This window comes from Terriglobia bacterium (assembly GCA_032252755.1).
In the GTDB taxonomy this organism is placed as follows: domain Bacteria; phylum Acidobacteriota; class Terriglobia; order Terriglobales; family Acidobacteriaceae; genus JAVUPY01.
The window spans coordinates 75475-81773 of sequence record JAVUPY010000041.1; the positions used below are offsets into that span (position 1 = coordinate 75475).

Sequence of the window (6299 nt, forward strand, 5' to 3'; positions counted from 1 at the left end):
GTGCCGGGTACCGGGTGCCGGGAAAAAACGATGAGCGACTACAGGAATCTCGAAGTATGGCAAAGAGCACATCGCGCCACCTTGAACATCTACAACGCGACAGAGAAGTTTCCGAAGTCGGAGATGTTCGGCCTGACAAGCCAAATGAGACGGGCAGCGTTGTCGATTGCGTGCAACATCGTAGAAGGACTTGGACGGCATAGTGACCGCGAGTTGGTGCGCTTTCTGAGAATCTCGATTGGCTCTGCCGATGAGTTGGAGTATCAGTTGCTGGTCGCGAAAGACTTGCGATACATAACAGAGGTAGAACACGAAAAACTTCAAGTAGAAGTCAAGCGAGTCGGCAGAATGCTAACGAGTCTCGCGTCGCGCGTTTTGGCAAGAGTGTCTTCAGGCTGATGGGTTTACCCGGTACCTGGTACCCGGAACCCGGTGCCCACGACTCTCGGCATTTTGCACATTCCGCTAGTTCCGTGCTAGCTTTCAATCAAGTTCGAGAAATTACGAGGTTCCATTGTCAAACCTAGTTGTCGTCGAATCGCCCGCCAAGGCGAAGACGATTCAGAAATATTTGGGCAAAGGATACGAGGTCGAAGCGTCGCTCGGCCACATCAAAGATCTGCCGAAAAAAGGTCTCGGTGTGGACATCGAGAACGACTTCGAGACCGAGTACGAAGTCATTCCCGGCAAAGAGAAAGTTGTCGCCAAGCTGAAGAAGCTGGCGAAAGACGCGGACGCCATTTACCTTGCGCCTGACCCGGACCGCGAAGGCGAGGCCATCGCCTTTCATCTCGCGACCGAACTCGGCGACGGGACGAAGAAGAAGAAATCATCGAAGCCGATCTTCCGCGTCACCTTCAACGAAATCACCAAGCGCGCCGTGCAGGAAGCCTTCAAGACGCCGCGCGAGATCGACCAGCATCTTGTCGATGCGCAGCAGACGCGCCGCGTGCTCGACCGCATCGTCGGTTTCCAGGTCTCGCCGCTGCTGTGGGATAAGGTGCGCCGCGGACTTTCCGCTGGCCGCGTGCAGACGGTTGCCCTGCGCCTTATCGTCGAGCGCGAGCGCGAAATCCGTGCCTTCGAAAAGAAGGAATACTGGACGATTGACGCGCACTTGCAAGGTGCAAAGCCACCGGCGTTCGATGCCCGATTCCTCGGGGTCAACGGTGAGAAGACCGAAGTCCCGAACGAGGACGAATCGAAGCGCATCGTCGCCGCGCTCGAGCGCGCCGACTGGGCGGTTCGCTCTGTCGAGACGAAGGAGCGTCGTCGCAATCCGGTCGCGCCGTTTACGACGTCAAAGTTTCAGCAGGACGCTTCGCGCAAACTCGGCATGACGGTGAAGCGCGCCATGATGATCGCGCAGCACCTCTACGAGGGTGTCGAACTCGGCGACGAAGGCACCGTCGGTCTCATCACGTACATGCGTACCGACTCGGTGCGCGTGTCGAACGAGGCCCTCGGCGAAGTTCGAGAGCTAATCGGCAAGGACTACGGACAGAAATATTTGCCCGAATCCGCCATCCTGTACAAGTCGAAAAAGGATGCACAGGGCGCGCACGAAGCCATCCGTCCGACCTCGCCTTCGCGTACGCCCGACAGCATCAAGCAATACTTGAAGGATGACGAGCTAAAGGTCTACAAACTCATCTGGCAGCGCTTCGTTGCGTCACAGATGACTCCGGCGGTTTTCGACCAGACAACGGTCGATATTGACGCAAAATCCGGCAAGGAAACCTACAATTTCCGCGTAACCGGATCGGTCCTGAAGTTCGACGGTTTCTTGAAGGTTTATGAAGAGTCTAAGGACGCGAAGGACGAAGAAGACGAGGCGCTGAAGCACAAGCTTCCTGCGCTCACCGAAGGCCAGAGGCTCACGCTCAAGGGCCTGAAACCGGAGCAGCACTTCACCGAACCGCCTCCGCGATATAACGAAGCCTCCCTGGTGAAAGAACTCGAAGAGCGCGGCATCGGCCGACCGTCGACCTACGCCACGATTCTCAGCACCATCCAGGAGCGCGGATACGCGCAGAAAACGGCGGGGCGCGGCGGCAAGTTCTTCCCGACCGAAATCGGTATGGTCGTCACCGACCTGCTCGTTGTGAACTTCAAGGACATCTTCGATTACCAGTACACCGCCCGCATGGAAGAGGAACTGGACGAGGTCGAAGACGGCCAGAAAAGCTGGCTGGAGGCACTGCAGGAGTTCTACGAGAAGTTCGAAGACGATCTCTCCTATGCGCACAAGCACATGGAAAACATTAAGCGCATGGAGAAGCCCACGGACGAGAAGTGCGAGCGCTGCGGATCGCCACTGGTCATCAAGTGGGGCAAGCACGGCTCGTTCTACGCATGCTCGGCATACGACAAGAAGGATCCGAATTCGTGCACGTTCACGAAGGAGAATCCGATCGACCTGCCGGACCTCGACACGGCCGAAATGCCGGAGACTCAGGAAGAGGAGTACTGCGAGAACTGCGGGCGTCCAATGGTTTTGAAGCGCGGACGTTTTGGGCAGTTCATGGCCTGCACTGGATATCCTGAGTGCAAGACCACGCGGCGCCTTGACCAGCAGAAGAAAGTTCCGGATATTCCGCTGGACGAAAAGTGTCCCGAGTGCGGACGCAATCTGATCATTCGGCACGGCCGCTACGGCGAGTTCACGTCGTGCTCAGGTTATCCGGATTGCAAGTACATCAAGCAGAACTTTATCGGCGTGAAATGTCCAGATTGCAAGGAAGGCGATCTCGTCGAGAAGAAAGCACGCCGCGGAAATTACTTCTACGGATGCAGTCGCTACCCGAAATGCAAGTTCACCTCGGCTTACAAGCTCGTCGACCAGAAGTGTCCGGAGTGCGGCAGTCCGTACCTGCTCGAGAAGAACTTGAAATCGGGGACGTATCTTGTCTGTCCGAATAACAAGAAGACGAGTGCGGAAGAAGAGAAGCCGAAGCGCGGCAAGAAGAAGGGCGAAGAAGCCGAGTCGAACGTCAAGTGCGACTACTCAAAGAAGATCTCCGAGCCGAAGGAGCCTGCGGTAGTCGCCTGAACTGCCTAAGAAAACGATGATGCCCCATCCTCGCCTCAGCCGGCAGGCTGGGGTTTTTATTTGTGCACGCATCGACGAAACACTATTCACCACTCCTGCGATGCCGAATGTCGAATAGTGTTCTGGGATAGTACTCCTGAATCTAGAGAGATATGTTCACGGCAATAGCAACGCCGGGATGGCGTGTGTTGTACATGTAGTAGCCGTCATGGACGTACTCCACGTAAACGTCGTCGGTTTCATACCAGTTCGCTTCCCAGTATGCGGGCCACGGATCAACCATCGTAATCCAACAATCGTGGTAGTGGAATCGTGGGTGTCCGCCAACGATGACCACAGGGTAGGTATGAACTCGGAATCTATGGGCGCGGCCGAAATAGACCACGTAACGCTCATGAGGAACCCGGTAGCCGTGATAACCGCCCCGCTCGCGCCAACCACGATGTTCATTCTCCCATCGCCGTGAGCGATATTGTTCCCACACGACGCGATGTTCCGGGCGTGACTGCACGTGCGAACGCTCCCGCTCGCTATGCCGAATCGTGTACTTCTCAGGGCCACGTTGTTCGTGGCCTTTTCCCGGGTGCCCGTCCTGCCTGCCGGATCTTCCGTGTTCTCCCTCGCGTCCGTGCTGGCTATACGCAGGGATCGCAATCCCCAGGCCTGTAACCAGGGCCGCTACTCCAAGTGCTCGAACCAATCGCATTCTAAGACCTCCAGAAAGCCAGGTGTTTTGTTCGGAAACACCTGTGGATAGCATTTCCGTTTTTACTTCATAGCTGCAATCCAGGGGAGATTACGGAGGGAGCCAAGCCTTATGATTATTGACTCAAGTATTCGCGGATGTAGTCGTCCTTGGAATAGACCAGTTCCGAGGCATTCCCGGAGAAGATGATCTTGCCTTCGCGGAGGACGAGGAAATTCGTCTTCAGATCGCGTTGCTGGTCTTCAGGGACTTCTTCCATGTGATTGGTCTTAGGGTTGAACGCGTTCGTTGCCATGATGAAGGCGTCCTGGAGGCGATGGGTTACCAGCAGGGCGCTGGTGTGGTAAACGTCGCGCTGCTTCACCAGCAGTTCGATGATGGTGGTCGACGTTACCGGGTCGAGTCCGCCAGTCGGCGAGTCGTAGAGCAGGACTTCAGGTCGATTGACGATGGCGCGGGCGATGGCGACGCGGCGACGCATGCCTCCTGAGAGTTCGCTGGGGAAGAGATTGACGGTGTGCTCGAGTTCTACGAAGCGCAGGACCTCCAGTACGCGCTGGTGCAGTTCCTCGTAGGGCTTGCGCTCCTCGATCATGCGGAATGCGACATTGTCTTCGACCGTAAGTGAGTCGAAGAGGGCGCTTTCCTGGAAGACCATTCCAATCTTCCGGCGGAGGTCGAACAGTTGTTCTTCCTTCATGGCGGTTACTTCTTCGCCTAGAACGTAGATGCTTCCGGAATCGGGCTTCAGAAGGCCGAGCGCGAGCTTCAGGATCGTGCTTTTACCGGTTCCCGCGATGCCGAAGATGGCCTTGGTTTCGCCACAGGCGAGGCGAAAGGAGATGCCGTCGAGGACGGGCTTCTCGGTGCCGAAGGACAGTACTACATCTTCGAAGACAATTGCGTCATTCTGCGAATCGACGGTTGCGCTTCTTCCTTCGAGGGGCTGGGAAAAGAATGACATGGCGCGACGTCAATAGACTCCCAGGATCAGCATCAGCAGGCGAGTGACGAAGACGTCCACGGCGATGATCAGGATCATCGCGGCGACGACAGCTTCCGTGGTCGCGCGTCCGACGCCTTGCGTGCCGCCCTTGGCGGAGAGGCCGAAGTAGCAGCCGATGGTGGCGATGATGAAGCCGAAGACGAGTGGTTTCGCGAGTCCCATGAAGACGTCGGAGAAGACGAGCGTTTGCCACGTGCTCGACCAGTAGGCGTGGTAGTCGAGACCGAGGAGGCCGGTGGCGACGACTCCGCCGCCGACCAGACCGGTCAGGTCTCCGAGGATCGTCAGGAAGAAGAGCATGACAATCGTCGAGATTACGCGAGGCGTGACGAGCTTCTTGGTGGGATCGGTGCCGAGGGCGCGCATGGCGTCGATCTGCTCGGTGACGATCATGGAACCGAGTTCGCTGGCCATTCCGGAGGAGTTGCGTCCGGCGACTACGAGTCCGGCGAGAACAGGACCGAGTTCGCGGACAATTCCAACAGAGACCAACTGGCCGATGACGCTGATGGCCCCGAAGCGACTCAGGCTCGAGGCGCTGTTCAGGGCGAGCGCAGCTCCGGTAAAGAACGTGGCTGCGAGAACGATGGGCAGCGAACCGAAACCGATGAGGTCGGCTTGCTGGAGCGTGTCAGCGATATAGCGCGGACGACGGAAGAGGTTGGCCAGCGAACGCCAGGCGAGATGCGAGTAGTCCTGAACGGCGAGGACCTTGGTTTTAGCGAATTCTGCGGGCGAAAAAGTCAGTTCCATGCGAGCAAGCCAGTATAACGAATTGGGGAATCGGAAGATCGGAAGAACGGAGGATCGGAAGAACAAAAACGCAGGAACCGCGCTTCGCAGTTCGCAATTCGCGATGTCCCGGGCTGTGCCTCAGGTCGTTGACCCACCCCCTATTTTGGCTCCTCCTGTTTTCAGCCACTTACGGAAATTTCGTCTACAGACGTATGAAAACAAAGATTTTAAATCTAAAAATATCCAGAGATTCTTTGTTTTCAGGACTTTGCGCTCGGAAAATGTAGAGTTGAAAGGCAGTTCCCAGTTCCGGTTCTCGGTTCTCAGTCGGGCAAGGCGATTGAAAACAAAAGTTCCCGGTAGAACCGGTTCTCAGTTCCAAAGCCCAGTTTCCAAGGCCAAGCACACGACATCCGATGAATTTCGTATTTGTCAGTTTGAAGCGGAGGGCGAACGGTTTTCTTCTTCTACCCTAATTTCAGGATAACAAATTGGGTATGGGGGGTGTGACATTTTGGCGGGAATTATATTTCGAATGGAATGAAGATTTTGCGGTGAAAATGACAATATTTGGCTCTTGACAAGATTTTCTCAAAATGGGAATGGAGGTACCCCGCAGGGCAGTGGTGCCCACATCTGCTAACTGCGGCAGATGTGGGGCACGGAAAGAACGGGAAGGCGGGACAAAAAAAGGGAGCCGGCGAACCGGCTCCCCCCTAAGAACGTACAACGACTACAGTTTAGAAGTCGAAGTGCACTCCCAAGCGGATCGAACGCGGCGACTGGTAGCTGTAAGGCTG

The 6299-nt window shown here is 56.2% G+C and carries 5 protein-coding genes; 2 read left to right on the forward strand and 3 right to left on the reverse strand.

Annotation, left to right across the window (positions count from 1 at the left end):
* Positions 1-30 precede the first annotated feature (30 nt).
* Together ROO76_09455 and topA are read left to right on the forward strand one after the other, a co-directional pair.
* On the forward strand, positions 31-399 hold the full coding sequence (locus ROO76_09455) for a four helix bundle protein (GenBank protein MDT8068376.1): 369 nt from the start codon (positions 31-33) through the stop codon (positions 397-399).
* A 115-nt stretch (positions 400-514) separates the two neighbouring features.
* Positions 515-3052 carry a type I DNA topoisomerase gene (gene topA, locus ROO76_09460; GenBank protein MDT8068377.1) on the forward strand — a complete coding sequence of 846 codons (2538 nt, stop codon included), beginning with the start codon at positions 515-517 and terminating at the stop codon, positions 3050-3052.
* A 142-nt stretch (positions 3053-3194) separates the two neighbouring features.
* Here the strand turns inward: topA and ROO76_09465 are convergent, their stop codons facing one another.
* The 3 genes from ROO76_09465 to ROO76_09475 form a co-directional block, all read right to left on the reverse strand.
* The gene (locus ROO76_09465) at positions 3195-3758 is read right to left on the reverse strand and encodes a hypothetical protein (GenBank protein MDT8068378.1); all 564 of its coding nucleotides are present in this window, start codon (positions 3756-3758) and stop codon (positions 3195-3197) included.
* Between the two features lie 115 nt (positions 3759-3873).
* Positions 3874-4722 (reverse strand): ATP-binding cassette domain-containing protein, encoded by an 849-nt coding sequence (locus ROO76_09470; protein MDT8068379.1) that lies wholly within the window; start codon positions 4720-4722, stop codon positions 3874-3876.
* Between the two features lie 9 nt (positions 4723-4731).
* A complete protein-coding gene (locus ROO76_09475; GenBank protein MDT8068380.1) occupies positions 4732-5517 on the reverse strand; it encodes an ABC transporter permease in 786 nt (261 codons plus the stop codon).
* Positions 5518-6299: the final 782 nt, after the last annotated feature.